Source organism: Bartonella sp. B10834G3 (assembly GCF_016102505.1).
Classification (GTDB): Bacteria; Pseudomonadota; Alphaproteobacteria; order Rhizobiales; family Rhizobiaceae; genus Bartonella; species Bartonella choladocola.
This window is the reverse complement of the sequence record NZ_JACFOM010000002.1, coordinates 100,982-121,366: the sequence shown is the minus strand read 5'-3', so window position 1 is coordinate 121,366 and position 20,385 is coordinate 100,982. Positions and strand designations below refer to the sequence as shown.

Here is a 20,385-nt window from a genome sequence, read left to right as displayed (position 1 = left end):
CATCAAGATTGCAATTCACTTCTTGATGTTTGTCAGGCGTTCAACACCTGACCATATGCATCCAGAACACTTTCCTTCATCATTTCCGAAAGTGTGGGATGAGGGAAGACTGTATGCATCAATTCTTCTTCGGTGGTTTCAAGATTCATAGCAACTACAAAACCTTCAATCAATTCCGTTACTTCTGCACCAACCATATGTGCACCGAGCAATTGGCCGGTTTTCTTGTCAAATATGGTTTTGACAATTCCTTGATCCTCGCCCATGGCAATTGCCTTGCCGTTTGCCGAGAACGAAAAATGCCCGACCCTTATCTCGTAGCCTGCGGCCTTGGCCTTTGCTTCCGTAAGCCCGACCGAGGCAACTTGCGGTGTGCAATAGGTGCAACCGGGAATCTTTCTCTTGTCCAACGGTTCGGCTGTTTCAAGCCCTGCAATATGCTCGACACAGATCACGCCTTCTTCTTCAGCCTTATGGGCAAGCATCGGTGCTCCGGCAACATCACCGATAGCATAAATACCGGCGACATTGGTGCGTCCCCATTCATCAATCACAACACAGCCGCGTTCGGTTTTTACTCCTAACGCTTCCAGTCCGATGTTTTCTATATTGCCCTGCACGCCGACTGCAGAAATCAGACGATCGGCAGTGATTGTCTCGGTTTTGCCATTTATATCAATATGGGCTGTCACAGAATTGGACGTTTTCTCGATTTTCGAGACTTTCGCTTCGGTCAGAATCCGGATGCCCTTTTTCTCCAATTGCTTGCGGGCAAAAGCCGAAATTTCCGCATCTTCAACCGGCATGATTTGCGGCATCATTTCAACAACCGTAACTTCCGCCCCCATATCACGGTAAAAGGAGGCAAATTCGATTCCGATAGCACCCGACCCCATAACGACAATGGATTTCGGCATGGTTTCCGGAACCATCGCCTCAAAATAGGTCCAAACCAGTTTGCCGTCGGGTTCGATACCGGGCAAAGTGCGCGGACGCGCGCCGGTTGCGACAATAATATGTTTGGCCTGATATGTCCCCTCGCCCAAAGTACCCTTTGGAATCGGGTTTTGTGGCTGCATAATTTTTTTGGTTATTTTTCCGACGACGATTTCGCCAAGTCCACCGTCTGTCGCGGCCTTTGTCAGCTTGGCTTCACCCCAGATAACATCAATCTTGTTCTTCTTCATCAAATAGCCGACACCTGCATTAAGGCGGGCAGAAACATTGCGGGAACGCTGGACAACATCCTTTATATCCGCTTCGATCGAACCATTGAGTTTCAAACCATAATCTTTGGCATGTTCGCTAAAATGCTTGATTTCTGCTGTTCTAAGCAGTGCTTTTGTCGGGATACATCCCCAATTAAGACAGATGCCTCCGAGGTGTTCGCGTTCGACAATTGCAGTTTTAAAGCCTAATTGTGCTGAACGGATTGCGGTCACATATCCGCCGGGGCCAGAACCTATAACAATAACATCATACGAATTTGCCAATTTTTCCTCCATGGGGAAAGATAGAGCGAGAGGCCGGGAACGACATGCACCAATGGTTGAAGCCCTTTGCCAATTGCTTTTGTGTTGTTTTCATCAATGCACACCATCAAGTGGTGACACAAGAGGGACAGACGCCGCGTCGAAGAAGGCACATTCCATCTCGTCAGCAATATCCGGTGAGAAACTTGCGGGCTTTCCCGATTTGGCAACAGTGCCGTTAAAAAGCCCGCTACGCAAGGGATGGATTGTTTCTGCCGCATGAAGTGGCGAAACAAAAATAATTTTCGATGGTTCGCTTTGCAATGGATGAGAACGGGAGCGGACGTTTTCAGCCGGTCTTTCCATTCCTTCACTTGCTGCCACTCTTTTTCTTGCAACACATGTTTTCACGTCATTTGTTGCAAGCATAATCATTCCGAGATCAAGCGGCCAGCCAAAGCCTGAAACCCTGGGAAATCTCGTCGAACCATCACGAACTCCGATTGAAGTTGTATCGCTGAAACAATTCATGCATCTGCACAATGCCGCCTCTACAACTTCAACCGAACCTTCAAATTGCTGTTCCGGCACACGGGGCCAACGAATTTCGTTTGCGTGACGTGTTTGGTTTATCGGATTTAATCCCCGTGACAGGGTATCTCCATAAGCCGGAACAGTTTTTTTCATTATTACACCAACATGCTCATCGGGTTTTCAATGAACTTTTTGAAGGCTTGTGCGAGTTCTGCTGCGAGTGCACCGTCTACTGCGCGGTGGTCGGTTGATAATGTAACCGACATCACAGTGGCAATAGCCAATGCACCGTTTTTGACAACAGCACGCTGTTCACCTGCACCGATCGCAAAGATCGTTGCATGTGGTGGGTTGATAATAGCGCAGAAATCTTTGACACCATACATCCCCATATTGGAAACGGCAGTTGTTCCACCCTGATATTCTTCGGGTTTCAACTTGCGTTCGCGCGCCCGTTTTGCCAAATCTTTCATTGCATTGGAAATCGTCGAAAGCGATTTTTCCTCGGCATGTTTGATGATCGGAGTAATCAAGCCGTTCGGAATGGAAACGGCGACCCCGACATCCACAAATTTATGGCGCATCATACCACTATCAAGCCACGAAACATTGGCATCCGGAACGGCTTTAAGTGCCAACGCAGTCGCCTTGATAACCATATCATTGACCGAAAGTTTATAAGCCGGTTTTTCGCCTGCACTCGTTTTAACCATCGGAGCTGCCGCATTCAATTCGGCACGCAATTTCAACAAGGCATCAAGCTCGCAATCGATTGTGACATAAAAATGCGGAACTGTGTGTTTCGATTCAACCAGACGTTTGGCAATGGTTTTGCGCATACCATCGTGAGGAACAATCTCGTATTCGTCGGTATTGAAGAGCTTCAATACCTGTTCGTCCGACGACGAGCTACCGGCCGAAGCAGGAGTTTCGACAGCCTGTGCAGTCGCAGGCGCAGCCTTACCGGTACCATTTGCCAATGCCGCATCAATATCGCGTTTGATGATGCGTCCATGCGGTCCTGTACCCGAAATAAGCTCCAGTTGAAGCCCGTTTTGTTTTGCAAGCCGGCGAGCCAACGGGGAAGCGAAAATCCGGTTTCCTTTGTCTGTCACCGGAGCTTTGGAAGCCGGAGGCACAGCAGTTGCCGGAGTGGGATTTGGACTGGTAGCTGCGGCAACAGGCGCGCTCGCATCGGCTTTCTGCGGGGCAGCAGCAGGAGAAGCCGGTTGTGCGGCTGCCGGAGAAGATGAAGCCTGTTTCTTTTCCTCATCTTCAATCGCTTTAATAGCATCCTCGGCACTTTCACCATCTTCCGCCAGAATACCGATCAATGCATTGACTTTCACGCCTTGTGTGCCGGCAGGAACAACGATTTTTGCAAGCGTTCCCTCGTCTGCCGCGTCCACTTCCATCGTTGCTTTATCGGTTTCAATTTCGGCAACTGTATCACCGGGGGAAACCTTATCTCCGACTTTGATGTCCCACTTTGACAAAGTTCCTTCTTCCATAGTCGGAGAAAGCGCCGGCATCGTAATTTTAATAGCCATAGTGCAATCTCCTTCAGGCTTTGTAAGTGACAGATTTTACCGCATCGACGACCTCGGCAACGCTCGGCAAGGCAAGCTTTTCGAGATTCGCCGCATAAGGCATCGGAACGTCCTTGCCGGCAATTGTGGCAATCGGTGCATCAAGATAATCAAATGCCTGCTGCATCACACGGGTAGCAATTTCAGTTCCGACAGATGATTGCGGGAAACCTTCTTCGATGGTTACCAGACGACCGGTTTTCTTCACCGATTCGATAATGGTCGGCAAATCCATAGGACGAACTGTCCTCAAATCGATCAACTCGACATCAATTCCGAGTTTCTCGAATTCAGGCAATGCTTCAACTGCATAATTCATTCCCATGCCCATACCGACGATCGTAACATCGTTACCGGCCTTATGGATACGGGCTTTTCCTATCGGCAAAACAAAATCATCCAGCTTCGGTACATCGAATTGATGGCCGTAAAGCAATTCGTTTTCAAGGAAAATGACCGGATTATCATCGCGGATTGCAGCTTTTAGAAGACCTTTTGCATCTGCGGCAGTATAAGGCATGATAACCTTCAAGCCCGGCACATGACTATACCACGAAGCATAGCACTGGGAATGCTGCGCACCAACGCGCGAAGCCGCTCCATTCGGGCCACGGAAAACCATCGGTGCGTGCATCTGTCCGCCCGACATATAATGTGTCTTGGCAGCAGAATTTATAATCTGGTCAATTGCCTGCATCGCAAAATTGAACGTCATGAATTCAACAACCGGACGCAAGCCACCAAAAGCCGCCCCAACGCCAAGACCGGCAAATCCCTGTTCGGTAATTGGCGTATCAATGACACGTCGTGCGCCGAATTCATCAAGCAGCCCCTGACTGACCTTATAAGCACCCTGATATTGCGCAACTTCTTCGCCAATCAGAAAAACCTTGTCATCACGGCGCATTTCTTCTGCCAAAGCTTCATTCAAAGCTTCACGAACCGTCATTTTGACCATTTCTGTTCCTGCCGGAATATCCGGATCGGACTGGACAACAGGTTGCGAAGGTTTCGGCGCTGCCGCAACAGACGCGGCTGGCGCAGCTTGAGCAGGTGCAGCAGGCTGCGGTGCTTTGGGAGCCGCTTCTTTTGCAGGATTAACCGCATTTTTAATGTCTGCTGCTGTTTCACCATCTTCCAGCAGAACCGCAATAGGCGTATTGACTTTCACACCCTCTGTTCCTTCCGGAACAAGAATCTTGCCGATTGTTCCTTCATCGGCAGCATCGACTTCCATCGTTGCTTTATCGGTCTCGATTTCGGCAATAACATCACCGGCTTCGACTTTATCGCCTTCCTTTTTGACCCATTTTGAAATTTTGCCTTCTTCCATTGTGGGCGAAAGCGCCGGCATCAAGATATCAATAGACATAGTCGCTTTCCTCGCTATTAAAGAAGAACATCGGTATAGAGTTCGGAAACATCCGGTTCAGGATCGTTTTCCGCAAAGTCTGCTGCATCGGCAACAACAGCACGAACCTTTTTGTCAATCTCTTTCAGTTCGTCTTCGGTTGCCCAACCCTTTTTAATACAACGGTTCTTCACCTGATTGATCGGATCATGTTCGGTCTTGACTTTTTCAACTTCTTCCTTGGTGCGGTATTTTGCCGGATCCGACATCGAGTGGCCGCGATAACGGTAAGTTTGCATGTCAAGAATAATCGGGCCTTTGCCTGAACGTGCCCAGGCGACGGCCTCATCGGCTGCCGATTTTACAGCGCAAACGTCCATACCATCGACAACATAGCCGGGAATTTCAAAAGACAAACCACGACGTGAAAAATCGGTCTCGGCAGAAGCACGAGAAACTGCCGTTCCCATTGCATATTGGTTGTTTTCGATCACGTAAACGACAGGAAGTTTCCATAGCGAAGCCATATTGAAGCTTTCATAGACCTGCCCCTGATTGGCCGCACCGTCACCGAAATAGACAAGCGTTACATTGTCGCGTCCCAAATATTTGTTGGAGAACGCCAAACCCGTTCCGATCGGCACCTGCGCTCCGACAATGCCATGCCCGCCAAAAAAGTTCTTTTCCTTGGAAAACATATGCATCGAACCGCCCTTCCCTTTGGAAAAGCCGTCTTTGCGACCGGCGAGTTCAGCCATGACACCGCGGGGGTTCATACCTGTTGCCAGCATATGACCATGATCGCGATAGGAAGTAATAACCTGATCGCCTTCCTTGATCGCTTTGACTGTGCCGGTTACCACCGCTTCTTGCCCGATATAGAGATGGCAGAAGCCGCCGATAACGCCCATGCCATAAAGCTGACCGGCTTTTTCTTCAAACCGTCGGATTAAAAGCATATCGTGATAAAACTGAAGTTCTTCTTCTTTGGTAAATTCCGCCGGCTCAGGTGATCTGGCGGTATTGGTTAATACGGTCTGCGTCTTTTTCGCAGAAGTTTTTTTAGCCCGTGCTGCCATATTAAACTCCCTTAATTGGTGTTTTAAAAAATACGCTTTCCCCGCCGAACATACAAGCACTATAAATGTTTGTAAAACGTGGTGTAAAATATTGATATGATTGTTTTTTAAGAAATGAACAGAATTTTTTTATTTTGACAGATCACCTTGACCCGTCAGGATAACAAATTCATTCGGCTTGGAAAGATTTAAATTTTTACGGGCATATTCATCAAGCATATCGCGTTCGATATGCCCGTCTTTTAAAAGTGAAACCTTTTTTTCAATTCCTTTACGTTGCTCTTCAAGAGATTTCAGCTCGTTATTGAGACTATCAATATGCTGTTCTACTTTGACGCGCGAATATAATCCATATTCACCGTGATAAATGTGGTAGCCAAAATAGCTGAGCACACCAATTGTCATAAGCGGCAATATAAATCGCCCCTTGATTGATCTGCGTTTCTGTTTTGTCCACATCATATTCTTTCCTGTCGAGCTGCTATCAGTCATGCACGATTTTGATTAAAGATAGATTACCGGAAGACTAAATTCCGAAAAAACAAAACAAACTGAAATATCGCGCCCCCCCTGCCATTATCAAAACGCAAAGCAATTGCTCGCAGGCAAATACCCGATCACAATAAATGAATGTTTGGTCACGAAGAAACAATGCTCTCCTATTTTCCGGTTAGAGAATGAAAAGCCGAAATTAACCCTGAGCTATATCCGATCATGACAAAAATTCCTGCCCTTTCCGGCGTTCATCCATTTATCGGAAACGATTGGCTTAAAGATATTCGCTCGTAATCGGGTTTCCATCTTTGTCTTTGAATTTTCCCATAAGAATCACGATAAAGTCTATAATTGTCCAGATCAGGGAGATGATCGAACCGAAAACCGTGATTGTGAGAAGAAGCATCAACACGCCTGTGCCAATTTTTCCGACCATAAAACGATGTACACCGAAAATCCCGAAAAACCAGCAAACGATTGCCAGAACAACTTTTGAATGCTTGCTGTCGGTTCGCAACGGGAATATATTTTTCGCAAAAACGCCTTCAGCAACAAAATCGACTTCCCGTCCCTCGGAAGGTTCCCCCTTGCCGTGCCAGTCAAGCCGCGAAAATTCATATCGGTTGCCGTCAAATCCCGAAATAAGACCTTTGTTCCTGTTGTAGCTTATAATCGAACCGCGCATGAAAACTCCTGATCTTTGCGTGACAAGTTGCAAAATCACCAATCTGATCGGCAATCAATTTTGCACTTTTTTAAATTCAAATCCGATGAGTTGGAATTACCCGATTAAATAAGTAACAAACTTGAAAAAACGAGTCTCAAAAACGCAAAAAAAGCGGGCATCATGCCCGCTCTTGAAAATCAAAATTGGTAAAGCCATTTTTCAATCAGATACGAAAAGCCGAAATACCGGCATAACGTGCCTGAGAACCAAGCTCTTCTTCAATTCTTATCAATTGATTATATTTGGCAAGCCGGTCGGAACGGGCAAGAGAGCCTGTCTTGATCTGGCCGCAATTGGTGGCAACTGCGAGATCGGCTATGGTCGAATCCTCGGTCTCTCCCGAACGGTGGGACATAATAGCCGTATAGCCGGCCTTATGGGCGGTTTCGACAGCATCGAGCGTTTCACTCAAAGTACCAATCTGGTTGACTTTGACGAGCAAAGAATTGGCAACACCCATTTTGATACCATCGCGCAAACGTGCAGAATTGGTCACAAACAAATCGTCACCAACGAGTTGGCACTTTTTGCCGATGCGATCGGTCAGAATTTTCCAGCCATCCCAGTCGTCTTCGGCCATACCGTCTTCGATTGTAATAATCGGAAAATCGGAAATGAGCTTTTCCAGATAATCGGCCTGTTGTTCGGCATTGCGTGTTTTGCCTTCGCCCGAATAAACATATGATCCGTTTTTGTAAAATTCCGATGACGCACAATCAAGACCGAGCGCAACCTGTTCACCCGGTTTGTAACCGGCGGCTTTGATCGATTCCACAATAAATTCGAGTGCTGCTTCTGCACTCTTGAGATTGGGAGCAAAACCGCCCTCGTCACCGACATTGGTGTTAAGACCTGCATCTTTCAAACGTTTTTTCAATGTATGAAAGATTTCTGCCCCGTAACGTACGGCTTCCTTGATTGTGGGTGCACCGACCGGCAAAATCATGAATTCCTGAAAATCGATCGGGTTATCGGCATGAACGCCGCCATTAATAATATTCATCATCGGTGTCGGCATCAAATGGGCTTGTGTGCCGCCAACATAGCGATAAAGCGGAAGACCGGCAGAATTTGCTGCCGCTTTGGCCGCTGCCAAAGAAACACCGAGAATCGCATTGGCTCCAAGACGTGACTTGTTCGGCGTACCATCAAGAGCAATCATCGCCTCATCAAGCGCAATTTGATCTTCTGCGTCGAGACCACCGAGTTCCTGAAGAATTTCACCGTTGACTGCACTTACGGCTTTTTCGACCCCTTTGCCTTGATAGCGAGAGCCACCATCGCGCAATTCGACAGCCTCATGGGCACCGGTCGATGCGCCTGAGGGAACAGCAGCCCGACCAAATGCACCATCTTCCAACACAACATCGACTTCAACAGTCGGATTTCCACGACTATCCAGAATTTCACGGCCAACAATATCTACAATTGCAGTCATCTCACGTTTCCTTCCCGTTCAGGGTTCGTTATTTTTCAATGAATAGACAAACTCTCTTTATGAGGGAATACCCATTGCCTTATAAAATCGATTAAAGTTTTTTTGCCAGCCGGTCAAATGCCATTAATGTTTCAAGCAGATGTGGCAGGTTTTCAAGCTTGACCATATTCGGTCCGTCAGACGGCGCATGGTCGGGATCCTGATGCGTTTCAAGAAAGACACCTGCTACACCGACTGCGACAGCTGCACGTGCAAGTGTTTCAACAAATTCGCGTTGTCCTCCCGAAGATGTGCCCTGCCCGCCCGGTTGCTGGACAGAATGTGTCGCATCAAAAATGACCGGAGAACCGAATTGCGCCATGATCGGGAGTGCACGCATATCCGAGATCAATGTGTTATAACCGAAAGAAACACCTCTTTCACAAGCCATCACATTCGGATTTCCGCTTTCGGTAATTTTCGCCAGCACATTTTTCATATCCCACGGGGCGAGAAACTGGCCTTTCTTGACATTGATAACGCGCCCTGTTTTGGCAGCAGCAATCAACAGGTCGGTTTGTCTGCAAAGAAAAGCGGGTATTTGCAACACATCGACATGGGGGGCAACAATTGCACATTGTTCTTCTGTATGAATATCGGTCAAAACCGGAACTTTGAATTCCCGCTTCAAATCGTCAAAAATATCCATTGCCTTTTCAAGACCAATGCCACGCTTGCTATTGAGCGATGTACGATTGGCCTTGTCAAAACTTGATTTATAAACAAAACCGATGCCCAGTTTTTCTGTAATCTCCTTGATCTTGCCTGCCATATCGAAAGCGTGCTCGCGGCTTTCCATCTGGCAAGGGCCGGCAATAATTGAAAGGGGCGCACTATTGGAAAATTTAACATTACCCACGGTGACAGTGCTATTCGGTTTTGTCATTTGATCCTCTAATCCAGTCATTTTGACATGATCTTTACTGATTGTCAGACCTTACCTTATAAAACCCGAACTGTTCAATATCATTGTTTCGGAACAGTCCTGAAAAGCTGAAAACTCTTTCCCAAAAAAATTCTGTTTCAACCTTATGAATTTTTTTATTTATGAAAAGCTCCGATAATGGGGGCTATTAATAATATGTGATCGGCCATAACGATTTGAGAGTTATGCCAATTGGAAGTTATACCGGTTGGAAGTTATGCCAGTAGGAATTTATGCCGGTTGGAAGCCATTATTGCGACAGTTCGATCGAACCTTTCCCGAATTTTAAATTTTCAAAACGTCTTGCTAAAAGACCCGTTATAAAGCCGAACCCGAAACCGGCATTTTCCATACGGAAAACAGTTTTTGAACACCATGAAAATTTCGATTATTTTGATCGGCTGAAGCCTGAGACCGGCGCAACAAAAAGCCTTGCAAATGCGCATCCGGCGCAATTTGCAAGGCTTGAAATTTTTGAAACTACAAGCTTCGGTTATACCAATCGGCTTTGTACCATTGCAGCCTTGATAAAGGAGGCAAAAAGCGGATGTGGCTCAAACGGACGAGATTTCAATTCCGGATGATACTGAACGCCTATAAACCAGGGATGATCTTGATATTCTATCGTTTCCGGCAAGACACCATCCGGTGACATGCCGGAAAAAATCAGGCCGCAATTTTCGAGCCTTTCCTTATAGTCTATATTGACCTCGTAGCGATGACGATGACGCTCGAAAATATCGGTTTTGCCGTAAATCTTTGCAATAGCACTATCTTCCTTCAAAATGGCTTCATAAGCACCCAGACGCATCGTGCCGCCAAGATTTCCTGACTCGGCACGTTTTTCGAGATCATTTCCTTTAAGCCATTCTGTCATCAGACCGACCACCGGTTCATCGGTCGGACCAAATTCGGTGGAAGACGCATTCTTGATGCCGACAAGATTTCGCGCAGCTTCAATACAGGCCATTTGCATACCGAAACATATACCGAAGAATGGAACTTTACGTTCGCGGGCAAAACGGATTGCCATAATCTTGCCTTCGGCACCACGTTCCCCGAAAGCACCCGGAACAAGAATGCCGTGAACTTTCTCCAGATAAGGAGCCGGATCTTCTTTTTCAAAAATTTCCGATTCTATCCATTCGAGATTGACCTTGACCTTATTGGCAAGGCCACCATGCGTCAAAGCTTCATTCAACGACTTATAGGCATCTTTCAAGCCGGTATATTTACCGACAACCGCAATCGTCACTTCACCTTCCGGATTATGAAGCCGACGGTTGATTTCAACCCACTGATCCATTTTCGGTTCGGGTGCAGGATCAATTCCGAAGGCAGCAAGCACTTCCGAGTCAAGCCCCTCGCGATGATAGGCGATCGGGACATCGTAAATCGTATCGACATCAAGTGCCTGAATAACTGCCGACGGGCGGACATTGCAAAAGAGTGAAAGCTTGCGACGCTCCGATTCCGGAATAGGACGATCGGCACGAACCAACAAAATATCCGGTGCGATACCAACCGATTGCAATTCCCTTACCGAATGTTGTGTCGGTTTGGTTTTCAATTCACCGGCAGCCGGAATATAGGGCATCAATGTGAGATGCATATAAACCGTTGTATGGGGAGGCAATTCATTATGAAGCTGCCGGATTGCTTCCAGAAACGGCATCGCTTCAATATCACCGACAGTGCCGCCGATTTCGCACAAAACGAAATCGTAATTTTCATTTCCTTCCATGATGAAATTTTTAATTTCATCGGTAACATGAGGAATGACTTGAACTGTCGCACCGAGATAGTCGCCGCGCCGCTCGCGTTCGATGATATTCCGATAAATCCGGCCGGTCGTGATGTTATCCTGCTTATTGGCAGAACGGCCGGTAAAACGCTCGTAATGTCCGAGATCAAGATCGGTTTCGGCTCCGTCATCTGTCACGAAGACTTCACCATGTTGGTAAGGTGACATCGTGCCCGGATCAACGTTGAGATAAGGGTCGAGCTTGCGAATCCTCACACGGTACCCGCGAGCCTGTAACAATGCAGCTAAAGCTGCTGCGGCAATGCCTTTTCCAAGGGAAGAAACCACGCCACCAGTAATAAAAACATATCGTGCCATGGGCTTATGGAGATAACTGTTCATTGATGATTCTTCCAGCAAAAAATTGGGTTTTATGCAAATTTTCTGTCTTTTGCATTTCGTTTTCAAATCCCTTTAAAGGATTGAAATAGCGTTCCTGACAGTTCCGTCTTAAAGCATTTTATAATGAGAACCAAAAGACAAACTTCAACAACCGGTCGAAGAAAAGCTAACGAAATGATTCATATTTTCACTTCAACCAATTGTATTCATTCAATAAAAAAGCCCCGTCATATACGGGGCTTTGAACTTTTTCATTCTGTCAAGTTACAGCACAACGACTTCTGTGCCGACATCGACACGATCATAAAGATCAAGGACATCATCATTAATCATACGGAAACAACCGTTTGACGCCGAGGAGCCGATTGTCCACGGCTGCACTGTTCCATGAATACGGATATAGGTGTCTTTATCACCCTGCCAAAGATAAAGAGCACGTGCGCCGAGCGGATTTCCTGGCCCACCATCCATACCATTGGCAAATTTTGCATAATGTTCCGGACTGCGTTTTACCATGTCTTTTGTCGGAATCCAGCGTGGCCATTCCCGTTTGAAACGTATATTCGCAGTTCCTTTAAACTGTAGACCGATTTTACCGACGGCAATTCCATAGCGTCTTGCTGTCGTTGGCGTTTCGATCAGGTAAAGAAAATAGTTTTTAGGATCAATTACGATTGTGCCGGGCTTATAGCCAGAAAATGATACTGTCTGCGGACGATATTTTTCCGGAACATTATAGCTTTTTACAGATGGTATCTGCACATGTCCGACAGGAGCGATAGAAGCAACTTGCGCGCTATCTGCATCATTGCTATCAGCGATTTCTTCTGAAAAGGCAACATTGCCCGACAAAAAAAACAAGCCGGACAAACCGGCAATCAATAAACGGTGGTTCATTTCAAGCTCAATTCCGCGACGAAGATTTGAAAGGTTCTTTTGCAATACAAAAAGCTTTGCAATACAATTGCCCTTTCCATACGACCAATTTCGTATCTTCTCAATCTTTTTCAAGTGGTGAAATAAAAGATGATGAATTGCTATGGCAGCAATGCAACACATTTTTAAGAATGATTCAAAACGTGCATAGAGCGCTCTATTTTGACAAACATTTTGCCGATAGTGAAAGACTTCAACGAATTTTCTTGATCGTTACAAAATAACAACCAATTTCAATCATTTGGAAGAAATTTCTCGAACCTTTTCATCTTGATTTCTCGAACCTTTCACCTTGGTATTGCACGCCCCTCCTCTTTTGCTGCCTATTTTTCGGTTTTCAACTTTAAAAGTCTTCTATTTTGAACCGGCATGTTTCACACATGTCTATTGTTTTCCCCGCACCTCCTCAATAGGAGCGCCCAATCCTTTTGTCACAGGACCTCGTTAACAGAATCTTTTAGAATAGGTTAATGATAACATTTAGCCGATCTGCTGCATTAGTGAACGAATACAAGCCGAAACACAATTTGCCATATGATTTATTTTATATGATTTGGCAATTGCAGTAATGTTTTGATTGTTAAAGGTTCGGGATCAAACAGAAAGATTATCTCCGGATATTCAAAATCGAACCTCGTAAAAAGGCATAATCCTTAAAAAAATTCAGTACCGCACAAAATCACCACTATGCAAAAAGAGCGAAAACGCTCTTTTTGAATTTTTTACGAAAAACCGGAAACAGAAATATTCCTGCCATCAATTATTCGGAACGGGATTTTCCGGTTGTTGAGGAACCGGATTCTGTTCTGCCGGCGTTCCTGTGCTGTTTTGAGGCTGCGAGCTGTTCTCGCTGCTGTTTCCATCCTTGCCGCCGAGCTGTTCAAAAATCGTCGGTTCTTTTGAATTGTCGGCAGGTGCTTGTCCGGTTCCGGTTGACGGTGCATTCTCTACAGGTGTTTTTGCATCATTCACCGGAATACGGTTGATAATATCGGCGCCAGGTTTGGAGACACTATCCAGCACCACCAGCGCGATAGATGTCGCAAAAAAGCAGATAGCCAGAATCGCAGTTAAACGCGTCAACGCATTTTTTGTGCCGCGTGCAGTCATGAAACCGGAACCGCCACCAATACCGAGACCACCACCCTCCGAACGTTGAATTAACACAACGCCGACAAGTGCAATGACAATTAAAAGGTGGATGACAATCAATACTGTCTGCATAAGCTCTGCTCTGATGTTACTGTTCGCCGCTCTTTACACGCAAATTACACATATTCCAAGAGGTGCAATGAAAAACTTTAGTTATAATTTACGATAAGCACTGCAAATTGCCAAAAAATCGCTCGCTTTCAAGCTTGCGCCGCCAATCAACGCACCGTCCACGTTTTCAACACCTAAAAGTTCGACTGCATTGGACGGTTTTACCGATCCGCCGTAAAGGAGACGGAAGAGCAGTCCGGACTGACCAAAGCGTGCCACCAGTTCATCACGCATAAATTTGTGGACTTCACCCACATCTTCGGCTGTTGGAGTTTTACCTGTGCCGATTGCCCAAACGGGTTCATAGGCTATCACAGTATTTTGCGGTGTAGCACCATCGGGAACAGAACCGGCCAATTGTTTCTTGATAATATCGAGTGTTTTGCCACTTTGACGTTCTTCCAGCTTTTCACCGACACAGATGATGGCAACCATTCCGGCACGCCAAGCTGCTTCGGCTTTCTGACGAACGAGTTCATCTGTCTCGTGATGGTCATTGCGCCGTTCCGAGTGACCGACAATGACATAACTTGCACCGGCTTCCTTGAGCATCGGAGCCGAAATATCGCCGGTATGCGCACCAAAGTCTGCAGTGTGGCAATCCTCGCCGCCGAGACGAAGCTTTTCGCCATCAAGGCTGTCGGCCGCACGTGACAATAACGTGGCGGGCACACAAATAAGTGCCTCGAACAGCCGGCCGAAATCCGAATTGACACCGGCGGATATAGCCCGTAATTCGGCGAGAGATTCGCCGGTTCCGTTCATTTTCCAATTTCCTGCAACAAGCGGTCGAACATTCGGTGTCATGATTTTACCTCAATAACAGTCTTAAAACGGCGCATTAATCGCCTTAACTAACAAATTGCACCATTAAAGCAAGTCTTAAACCTTGCATATTGCGCGTCTTTGTTGCACATCCTATCAGAGCTTTCTGCTGAAATGAAGCCAATTAAAACGGAATTAGCCAATGCTTGATACAATACGAAGTGCTGTCAATTCTTGGGTCGCCAAGGTTTTTCTCGGTTTACTTGTTCTATGCTTTGTACTTTTATGGGGGGTACCGGAATTAAGAAAAACCAGTGGTCACGATTTATTCATCTCCGGAAAATCAACGATCAAAGCCGATGCTTACAGGCTTGCACTGCGCGACCAGATAATGCGTTTTTCAGTTGCCAATCGTATGCAGCGTTTGCTTTCGGAAGGTGAAGCACAGCAATATGGTATCCCGCAATTGGTGTTGGCTCAGCTTCAACAGGATGTTCTGTTGGACGAACAGGCGCGGCTTATGAAAATCGGTGTCTCCAAAGACGGTATTGCGCGTGCTATCGGAGCTGACCGGTTCTTCCAGCAGGATGGGCATTTCGATCGCAATCTCTTTAACGGTTATCTGCGTCAACTCAACACTCATGAAGGCGATTTTGTCGACTATTATGCGGCAAAAGAAAAACGTGACCAGCTCATCTATTCGGCGACCGGCTCCATGAAAGCACCCGCCGTTTTCTATTCGGCATTACTGAACTATCGCGGCGAAACACGCTCGGCAGACTATCTGGTTATTTCACCCAAAGAAGCCGGCAAGCTTGAGGAGCCGACAGAAGACAACCTGCAAAAATGGTTTGACGCTCACAAGAGCGAATTTCACGCCCCCGAATATCGTCAGGTCACGCTTATGGAGATGACTCCCGAAAGCTTGATAAAACCGGCCGACATTTCAGAGGATGAAGCTAAAGAATATTATAATGCAAATAGTTCACATTTTATCTCTCCTGAAGAACGTACTGTCCAAATATTGCGCTTCAAATCAAGACCGGAAGCTGATGATGCTTCCGCAAAGCTTAGAGGTGGGATGACTTTCGATGATCTTGTCAAATCCGAGCACAAAACGCTTGCTGATATAACCAAAGGGCCTGCTTCAAAGACCGGCTTCCCTTCGACAATTTCTGCCGATATTTTTGGTCTTGAACAGGGTAAAGTCAGCGATGTTATCAATGATCTTGAAGGTCCGGTCATCATGCGTGTCGTAAACATTACGCCGCAGGGTCCCATTCCTTTTGAAAAAGCAGAACCGGACATTCGTAACATTCTGGCAAAAAACAATGCTGCCAAGGCCATGCGAGAAGACCATGATGCGATAGAAAATGCCCGTTTCGAGGGGGTATCCCTTGATGACCTCGCAAACCAGTACAAACTTGTTTTACGCAAAATAACAATTGATTCCAAAGCACAAACACCTGCAGGGCAAACCGTTGGTAACCTGCCACAACAATCCATTCTGGTTGATGGAATCTTTCAGGCGGCTGAAGGCGCAGACCTTGACCCTATCGCAATTCAGGGTGGCGGTTATGTCTGGTATCGCATCGACAAAGTCATAAATGCCCGCGATAGAACTCTTGACGAAGTAAAAGACAAAGTTGTGACCGGATGGAAAGCTGACGAAACTCAAAAATTGCTCGACGAGAAAGCTTCGCAACTGGAAAAAGAATTGTCCGATCATAAAACGATTGACGATCTTGCAAAACAACTCGGTGTCACAAAGAAAACAGCCCGCGGGCTAAAGCGCGGCGGTTCGGACGAGGTTCTGGGGAGCGACGGTGTCAATGCCGTGTTTTCAGGACCGAAGGGGCACAGCGGTATCTCAAAAGCTGCCATTCATACCCAACGCATCGTTTATCAGGTAACAGAAGTGGTAGAACCGTTGAATAATGACGAAAAATCTGTCGAAGATAATATAAAAGAAAACATCGATGCCATGATCGAAACCGATCTGCGCATGGAAATGTTGCAGATAGCCAATGAAATCGCACCTGTGAAAGCCAATACAAACAACCTTAGAGCGATTACCAACACTTTCCAATGAGGATCTCATGAGTGACCTAAAACCTTTCATAAACAAGGTCGCAACCGGCGCTTCACTCACAAAAGATGAAGCCGAACAGGCCTTCACGATCATGATGTCCGGCCAGGCGACACCTGCCCAGATTGGCGGTTTTTTAATGTCGCTGAGGGTACGTGGTGAAACAATAGACGAGATTACCGGCGCTGTTGCATCCATGCGCAAAAAAATGTTGCGGGTAGATGCTGTTGAAGGCGCTGTCGATATTGTTGGTACAGGAGGCGATCAATCCGGCTCTTACAATGTGTCAACGGCAACAGCTTTTGTTGTTTCCGGTGCCGGTGTACCGGTCGGTAAACACGGCAATCGGGCACTCTCGTCAAAATCCGGTGCGGCTGACGCTTTGGCGGCACTCGGTGTCAATATTGATGCAACCCCCGAAATGATAGGACGCTGCATCCGCGAAGTGGGGCTTGGTTTTATGTTTGCCCCGACACATCACTCGGCCATGCGCCATGTCGGGCCTGCACGGGTCGAACTTGGCACACGAACAATCTTCAATATACTTGGGCCTCTTTCAAATCCGGCAGGTGTCACCAACCAGTTGATCGGTGTTTTTTCACCGCAATGGGTGGTGCCGATTGCAAAAGTTCTTCAGGGGCTTGGGTCGAAATCGCTCTGGGTTGTGCATGGTAGCGGTATGGATGAATTGACAACCGCCGGTGAAACCGAAGTCGCAGCCCTGAAAGACGGAGTCCTGACAACATTTACCGTCACGCCCGAAGACGCCGGTTTGAAACGTGTTACCATGGCAGACCTCAAAGGGGGTGACCCGCAATATAATGCACGTGCGCTGCGTGCAGTGCTTGAAGGGGCAAAAGGGGCTTATCGTGATATTGTTCTTTTGAATGCCGCCGCCGCCCTTATCATCGCCGGAAAAGCCGACACATTAAAAGAGGGTGTCAAAATTGCCGAGCAGAGTATCGATCAGGGTAAAGCCAAAGAAAAGCTTGAGCAATTGATAAAGGTTTCAAATGACCTTGGATAACGTCAATGAGTGATATTTTAAAGAAAATTGAATCCTATAAACGGCAGGAAATCAGCAAGGCCAAACAGGCCTTGCCACTTGAAAAACTCAAAAGCCTCGCCGCAGAAGCCGATCAACCACGTGGTTTTTATCGTGCATTGAAAGCAAAAGAAGATGCAGGTCTTTTCGGTTTGATTGCCGAAATAAAAAAAGCGAGCCCTTCAAAGGGTCTCATCAGAGAAGATTTTGACCCGCCGGCACTTGCAAAAGCGTATGAAGAAGGGGGAGCTGCCTGTCTTTCTGTTCTCACCGACGCGCCCTCTTTTCAAGGCTCGCCCGAATATTTGCGCTCTGCCCACAGAGCCTGCAATCTTCCTGCCCTCAGGAAGGATTTTCTGTTCGATACCTATCAGGTTTATGAAGCCCGTGCATGGGGGGCGGATTGCATCCTTATCATACTTGCCGCGGTTGATGATGATTTGGCAAAAGCACTGGAAGAAACCGCCTTTGAACTTGGTATGGATGTGCTCATTGAAACGCATAATGAAAATGAAGTTGAACGCGCGTTGAAACTTCGTTCACCTCTTATCGGAGTGAATAACCGCAATTTGCGTAATTTTGAAGTTGATCTTGCCAATTCGGAAAGGCTTTCCCATATGGTTCCTGATGATCGCTTATTGGTCGGTGAAAGTGGAATTTTCACCCATGACGATCTGAAAAGATTGGAAAAAAGCAACATTCGTTCTTTTCTGATCGGGGAAAGTTTGATGCGCCAGACTGATGTCGTAAAGGCCACAAAAACCTTGTTAGGGCTATGAAATGACAGATAAACTGACCCATGTGAATGCCAAAGGTGAAGCACACATGGTTGATGTCGGAGGTAAAAGGGAGACTGACCGTACAGCCATCGCACATGGTTCGATAAAGATGGCAAGAGAAACACTCGAAGCAATCGAGAACGGCAATGCCCCGAAAGGCGATGTTCTGGCGACAGCCAGAATTGCCGGTATTATGGGAGCAAAAAAGACATCGGAACTCGTTCCGCTATGTCATCCGCTGATGCTCACAAAAATATCTGTCGACATCACACCCGATCACGATTTACCCGGTTATCAAATTACAGCCACCGTTGGCCTTAATGGAAAGACCGGTGTCGAAATGGAAGCACTGACTGCCGTATCGGTGACTTGTCTGACCATTTATGACATGGCAAAAGCTCTGGATAAAAGCATGGTCATAAGCAATATCTGTTTACTGGAAAAGCGGGGAGGAAAATCTGGCACGTGGAAGCGAGAAGATAAAAATGCCTCTCATCAATGTTGACGAATCTTTAAAACGTTTATTAGCCGCAACGCATACACTTGAAAGCGAGCTGACGCCGCTTGCTGAAATCGGTGAAGCACAAGTGCTTGCACAAGATGTCATTGCAGAACTGACAGAGCCGCCCTTTCGTTCATCTGCGATGGATGGTTACGCCATACGCTATCAAGATTACGAACAGAACAGAGAATTCGATCTCGTAGGAGAATCGGCGGCTGGCAAAGGCTATAGCGGAAAAATCGGGAAAAACGAAGCAGTCCGCATATTTACGGGTGCTCCCGTTCCCGATGATGCCGACACAGTGATTATTCAAGAAGATGCAAAGCTTGAAGGCAAGCGTGTCAGTTTTACGAAAGCACCCGAAGCGGGAGCCAATATCCGCCCCAGAGGGGGAAATTTTCAAAAAGGCGACAGCGTTCTTGAAAAAGGACGGATTATGACACCGTCGGCCTTGGCACTTTGTGCCTCGACCGGGCATGGAGCGGTCGAAGTTGTCAAAAGACCTAAAATTGCAATACTTGCAACCGGAAACGAACTCGTAGAGGCAGGCGAAATTCCGGGAAAAGACCAGATTGTTTGCTCGAATTCCTACGGCCTTGCCTATCTTGTCAGAGCGCATCATTGTGATGTCGTCGATCTCGGCATTGCACGCGATAACGAAGAATCGATCCGTGAAAAAATTGAACGTGCAAGGGAAGAAAAAGTTGATCTCCTCGTCACGAGCGGCGGGGTTTCGGTTGGTAAATATGACCTCGTGCAAACGGTGTTGAAGTCGGAAGGTATGAAACTCGACTTCTGGAAAGTGGCAATGAGGCCGGGAAAACCGTTAATGTTCGGTGTTTTGCCTGACGATCATAAAATGTTGGTACTGGGGCTTCCCGGAAATCCGGTCTCCAGCATGGTTTGCGGTCATATTTTTCTGGTGCCGATATTGGAAAAACTATCCGGACGCAATTATCGTCCGCATATTGAAGATGCGCTTCTTGCGGTTCCGCTTCCCGAAAACGGCCCAAGGCGTCATTTTGTCCGTGCCAATCTGACTGTCAATTCAAAAGGCGAGCGCTGGGTCACGCCTGTTCGCAGTCAGGATTCGTCGTTGATACGATTAATGGCCAATGCCGATTGTCTCATCATCCGCGAGGAAAATGGAACGCCCCTTCAGGTTGGAGAACCCTGCCGTATTTTCATTCCCGAAGGTGCAGGCTTATAGT

18 protein-coding genes are annotated in these 20,385 nt (G+C 46.8%); 5 read left to right on the top strand and 13 right to left on the bottom strand.

Annotated features, from left to right (window positions below):
- Positions 1-32: 32 nt before the first annotated feature.
- The 13 genes from lpdA to tpiA form a co-directional block, all read right to left on the bottom strand.
- Positions 33-1,493: a dihydrolipoyl dehydrogenase gene (gene lpdA / locus H3S94_RS05950; protein ID WP_198240552.1), complete on the bottom strand. Its 1,461-nt coding sequence runs from the start codon at positions 1,491-1,493 to the stop codon at positions 33-35.
- Positions 1,494-1,586: 93 nt separating this feature from the next.
- A complete protein-coding gene (locus H3S94_RS05945) occupies positions 1,587-2,159 on the bottom strand; it encodes a hypothetical protein (RefSeq protein ID WP_198240551.1) in 573 nt (190 codons plus the stop codon).
- 2 nt (positions 2,160-2,161) lie between these two features.
- Positions 2,162-3,556, bottom strand: a complete 1,395-nt coding sequence (locus H3S94_RS05940) for a pyruvate dehydrogenase complex dihydrolipoamide acetyltransferase (RefSeq protein ID WP_198240550.1) — start codon at positions 3,554-3,556, stop codon at positions 2,162-2,164.
- A 13-nt stretch (positions 3,557-3,569) separates the two neighbouring features.
- Complete coding sequence (locus tag H3S94_RS05935; protein WP_198240549.1) at positions 3,570-4,967, bottom strand: pyruvate dehydrogenase complex E1 component subunit beta; 1,398 nt, start codon at positions 4,965-4,967, stop codon at positions 3,570-3,572.
- Between the two features lie 17 nt (positions 4,968-4,984).
- The gene (gene pdhA / locus H3S94_RS05930; RefSeq protein WP_077991815.1) at positions 4,985-6,025 is read right to left on the bottom strand and encodes a pyruvate dehydrogenase (acetyl-transferring) E1 component subunit alpha; all 1,041 of its coding nucleotides are present in this window, start codon (positions 6,023-6,025) and stop codon (positions 4,985-4,987) included.
- A gap of 129 nt (positions 6,026-6,154) precedes the next feature.
- Complete coding sequence (locus H3S94_RS05925; RefSeq protein ID WP_077991813.1) at positions 6,155-6,484, bottom strand: septum formation initiator family protein; 330 nt, start codon at positions 6,482-6,484, stop codon at positions 6,155-6,157.
- Between the two features lie 310 nt (positions 6,485-6,794).
- Entirely contained in the window at positions 6,795-7,205 is a 411-nt protein-coding gene (locus H3S94_RS05920; protein ID WP_198230970.1) for a TM2 domain-containing protein, read from the bottom strand.
- Between the two features lie 205 nt (positions 7,206-7,410).
- On the bottom strand, positions 7,411-8,685 hold the full coding sequence (gene eno, locus H3S94_RS05915; protein ID WP_077991811.1) for a phosphopyruvate hydratase: 1,275 nt from the start codon (positions 8,683-8,685) through the stop codon (positions 7,411-7,413).
- A 91-nt stretch (positions 8,686-8,776) separates the two neighbouring features.
- On the bottom strand, positions 8,777-9,610 hold the full coding sequence (kdsA, locus tag H3S94_RS05910; protein ID WP_077991810.1) for a 3-deoxy-8-phosphooctulonate synthase: 834 nt from the start codon (positions 9,608-9,610) through the stop codon (positions 8,777-8,779).
- 532 nt (positions 9,611-10,142) lie between these two features.
- Entirely contained in the window at positions 10,143-11,771 is a 1,629-nt protein-coding gene (locus tag H3S94_RS05905; RefSeq protein ID WP_077994508.1) for a CTP synthase, read from the bottom strand.
- A gap of 288 nt (positions 11,772-12,059) precedes the next feature.
- Positions 12,060-12,692: a L,D-transpeptidase gene (locus H3S94_RS05900; RefSeq protein WP_077994506.1), complete on the bottom strand. Its 633-nt coding sequence runs from the start codon at positions 12,690-12,692 to the stop codon at positions 12,060-12,062.
- Between the two features lie 795 nt (positions 12,693-13,487).
- Positions 13,488-13,955 carry a preprotein translocase subunit SecG gene (secG, locus tag H3S94_RS05895; protein WP_198230969.1) on the bottom strand — a complete coding sequence of 156 codons (468 nt, stop codon included), beginning with the start codon at positions 13,953-13,955 and terminating at the stop codon, positions 13,488-13,490.
- A gap of 81 nt (positions 13,956-14,036) precedes the next feature.
- Complete coding sequence (tpiA, locus tag H3S94_RS05890) at positions 14,037-14,801, bottom strand: triose-phosphate isomerase (RefSeq protein WP_077991807.1); 765 nt, start codon at positions 14,799-14,801, stop codon at positions 14,037-14,039.
- A gap of 160 nt (positions 14,802-14,961) precedes the next feature.
- Between tpiA and H3S94_RS05885 the strand changes: the two genes are divergently transcribed.
- The 5 genes from H3S94_RS05885 to glp are packed head-to-tail and all read left to right on the top strand — an operon-like array spanning position 14,962 to position 20,384.
- Positions 14,962-16,851: a peptidyl-prolyl cis-trans isomerase gene (locus tag H3S94_RS05885; RefSeq protein ID WP_077991806.1), complete on the top strand. Its 1,890-nt coding sequence runs from the start codon at positions 14,962-14,964 to the stop codon at positions 16,849-16,851.
- 7 nt (positions 16,852-16,858) lie between these two features.
- Complete coding sequence (gene trpD, locus H3S94_RS05880; RefSeq protein WP_198240548.1) at positions 16,859-17,875, top strand: anthranilate phosphoribosyltransferase; 1,017 nt, start codon at positions 16,859-16,861, stop codon at positions 17,873-17,875.
- 5 nt (positions 17,876-17,880) lie between these two features.
- Positions 17,881-18,672 carry an indole-3-glycerol phosphate synthase TrpC gene (gene trpC, locus H3S94_RS05875; protein ID WP_198240547.1) on the top strand — a complete coding sequence of 264 codons (792 nt, stop codon included), beginning with the start codon at positions 17,881-17,883 and terminating at the stop codon, positions 18,670-18,672.
- 1 nt (position 18,673) lies between these two features.
- Complete coding sequence (gene moaC / locus H3S94_RS05870; RefSeq protein WP_077991800.1) at positions 18,674-19,177, top strand: cyclic pyranopterin monophosphate synthase MoaC; 504 nt, start codon at positions 18,674-18,676, stop codon at positions 19,175-19,177.
- Positions 19,158-20,384 (top strand): gephyrin-like molybdotransferase Glp, encoded by a 1,227-nt coding sequence (glp, locus tag H3S94_RS05865; protein WP_198240546.1) that lies wholly within the window; start codon positions 19,158-19,160, stop codon positions 20,382-20,384. Before moaC ends, glp begins: the two co-directional genes overlap by 20 nt.
- Position 20,385: the final 1 nt, after the last annotated feature.